Source organism: Salinicola sp. (assembly GCF_982684285.1).
Genome location: NZ_CEXLVS010000378.1, coordinates 1 through 2,508 on the forward strand (window position 1 = coordinate 1; position 2,508 = coordinate 2,508).

3 protein-coding genes are annotated in these 2,508 nt (G+C 65.2%); 1 reads left to right on the plus strand and 2 read right to left on the minus strand.

Translation table 11 applies throughout. The features are described from left to right. Nucleotides 1-86 precede the first annotated feature (86 nt). Nucleotides 87-692, minus strand: a complete 606-nt coding sequence (gene wrbA, locus AC3AYF_RS20075) for an NAD(P)H:quinone oxidoreductase (RefSeq protein WP_295036435.1) — start codon at nucleotides 690-692, stop codon at nucleotides 87-89. Between the two features lie 261 nt (nucleotides 693-953). Here wrbA and argE point away from each other — a divergent pair, with 261 nt between their 5' ends. Further along, a complete protein-coding gene (gene argE, locus AC3AYF_RS20080) occupies nucleotides 954-2,114 on the plus strand; it encodes an acetylornithine deacetylase (RefSeq protein WP_487780275.1) in 1,161 nt (386 codons plus the stop codon). 128 nt (nucleotides 2,115-2,242) lie between these two features. Here the strand turns inward: argE and AC3AYF_RS20085 are convergent. Next, nucleotides 2,243-2,508, minus strand: a 266-nt coding sequence (locus tag AC3AYF_RS20085) for a FadR/GntR family transcriptional regulator (RefSeq protein WP_487780276.1), incomplete at its 5' end; no start/stop codon positions are given.

The window sequence follows — 2,508 nt, forward strand, 5'->3', positions numbered from 1 at the left end:
TTCGGCCGATTTCGCCTTGTCTCGCCTTCGCTCGTCGAATTTGTAAACACCCTCTTAGGCTTTGTACGAAAACTAGCCGACCGGCCTCAGTTGCCCAGCTTGGCCGCCAGCTCGGCCACGTGCTTGCCCTGGAAGCGCGCGATCGCCAGTTCGTTCTCGCTGGGCGTGCGGCTGCCGTCGGCGTTGGCCAGCGTGGTCGCGCCGTAGGGCGTGCCACCGGTGATCTCGCTCATGTTGGAGAGCTCGGCGCAGCTGTAGGGCACGCCCACGATCACCATGCCGTGATGCATCAGCGTGGTGTGGATCGAGGTCAGCGGGGTCTCCTGCCCGCCGTGCTGCGTCGCCGTCGAGGCAAAGGCGCTGCCGATCTTGCCGATCAGCTTGCCCTGGGCCCAGGGGCCACCGGTCATGTCCCAGAAATTGCGCATCTGGGAGGCCATGTTGCCAAATCGGGTCGGCGTGCCGACGATGATGGCGTCGTAGTCGGCCAGCGCTTCCGGGCCCTCGATCAGCGGCGCGTCCTGATCGGTCTTGTAACCGGATTTCACCGCCACCTCCTGCGGTACCAGCTCCGGCACGCGGCGGATATCGACCTGGGTGCCACCGACGCTTTCGGCGCCGTCCGCCACCGCCTTGGCCATGGTCTCGATATGGCCGTAGCTCGAGTAATACAGCACCAGCACTTTGCTCATGAAAATCTCCTGGGGAGTTGGAGTTTCGGGAAGAAACGCTTTTCAGACTAGGCGCGCAAATCATTCGGCGCCATGGCGTCGAGACTGCATTTTTTGCGCCGAAAGCCGCGAAACGGTCGAACGCTCAGGTCTCTTGGAAATATCGCAGCGCCCGCCTCCGTCTCCGTACCGCCCCGGGGGTTTGTGACCGCGGAAGGATAGCCGCTATTCTGGGGGCTCACCCACCGAACCGGGGGCCACGCTGGTGGACCGGAGCAAGCGATGACCACTTCCCGCGACCTGCTGGCCTCCCTGATCGGCTTCGATACCGTCTCCCGGCACTCGAATCTCGAGCTGATCGATTTCATCGAACGCTATCTCGCCTCTCACCGCGTGCCGGCCCAGCGCATCACCAACGTCGATGGCAGCAAGTCCAACCTGCTGGCACGCATCGGCCCGGCGGTCGAGGGCGGCGTGGTACTTTCCGGTCATACCGATGTGGTACCGGTCGACGGCCAGCCGTGGAACAGCGACCCGTTCACCCTGACGGACAGGCAGGACGGCCGGCTCTACGGTCGCGGCAGCTGCGACATGAAGGGATTCCTCGCCTGCGCCCTGGCGCAGGTTCCCGCCTGGCAGGCCCTCGATCTCGCGCGGCCGATCTACCTGGCCTTCTCCTACGATGAGGAGATCGGCTGCCTCGGCGCGCCGGCGATGATCGAACGGCTGATGGCGGATGAACCGCTGCCCGGCGCCGTGATCATCGGCGAGCCCACCTCGATGCAACCGATCGTGGCACAGAAGGGAATCACCACCCTGCGCACCACGGTGACCGGCAAGGAGTCGCACTCCAGCCAGATCAATCAGGGGATGTCGGCAATCCACGTGGCCGCCAGGCTGGTGACGAAGATCGAGGCGATCATGCAGGAGCTGGTCGAAGAGGGGGCGCTGGAACACGTCTTCAACGTCCAGCACTCGAGCCTGCACGTCGGGCTGATCCAGGGCGGCACCGCGATCAACATCATGGCGCGGCACTGCCAGTTCGACTGGGAGATCCGCCACCTGCCCAGCGACGGCTTCGAGGCGGTCTTTGCCCGTTTCGAGCGCTACGCCAAGGCGCTGGAGGCCGAGTTGCAGGAGCGTGCACCGGAGATCCGCATCGTCACAGAGCAACTGGTCGATACCGTGCCGGCGCTGGCCGACCGCGACAACGCCGCCGCCATCGCCCTCTGCCGCGAATGTCTAGACGATCCGAGCGTCGACACCGGCGGTGTCGCCTACGCCACCGAAGGGGGGCAGTTCCAGCGCGCCGGCCTGCCGACCGTCGTGTGCGGCCCGGGGAGCATCGAACAGGCTCACCAGCCGGACGAATATATCGAGATCGACCAGCTCGAGGCAGGCTATCGCTTCATGCGACGGCTGGGCGAGCGGATGGCGGGTTGAGCACTGCCGCCACTCGCTACTGCCGGCCAGTGGGCCCGGATTCATGCACACGCCTGCCCTCGCCGTTCGCCCCACCGCCACCGGGTCCCCGTGGCACGGGGACGTGTACTGACTCGTCCACCAGCCGTTCAGGCGTCGAAGAACACTCTCAGGACGTGATCCATGTGCACTTCCATCGCCTTCCTCGCCGCATCGGGATCGCGACTCTCGATCGCCGCCAGGATGCGCTGATGGTCATCCTGTGACTGGCGCGGCATGTCGGTCTCCATGAACAGTTCCTGGAGGCGGCGGAACATCTTGCCGTACTGGTGGCCGAGCAGATGCTTGATGGTCATGGCGTAGGCCGCGTTGCCCGAGGCCTCGGCAATGCGGATGTGCAGCAGTCGATCGCCGG

Bases quoted from the DNA above. Each gene is read 5' to 3' on its own strand.
- argE (WP_487780275.1), top strand. From the start codon at position 954: ATGACCACTTCCCGCGACCTGCTGGCCTCCCTGATCGGCTTCGATACC.
- wrbA (WP_295036435.1), bottom strand. From the start codon at position 692: ATGAGCAAAGTGCTGGTGCTGTATTACTCGAGCTACGGCCATATCGAG.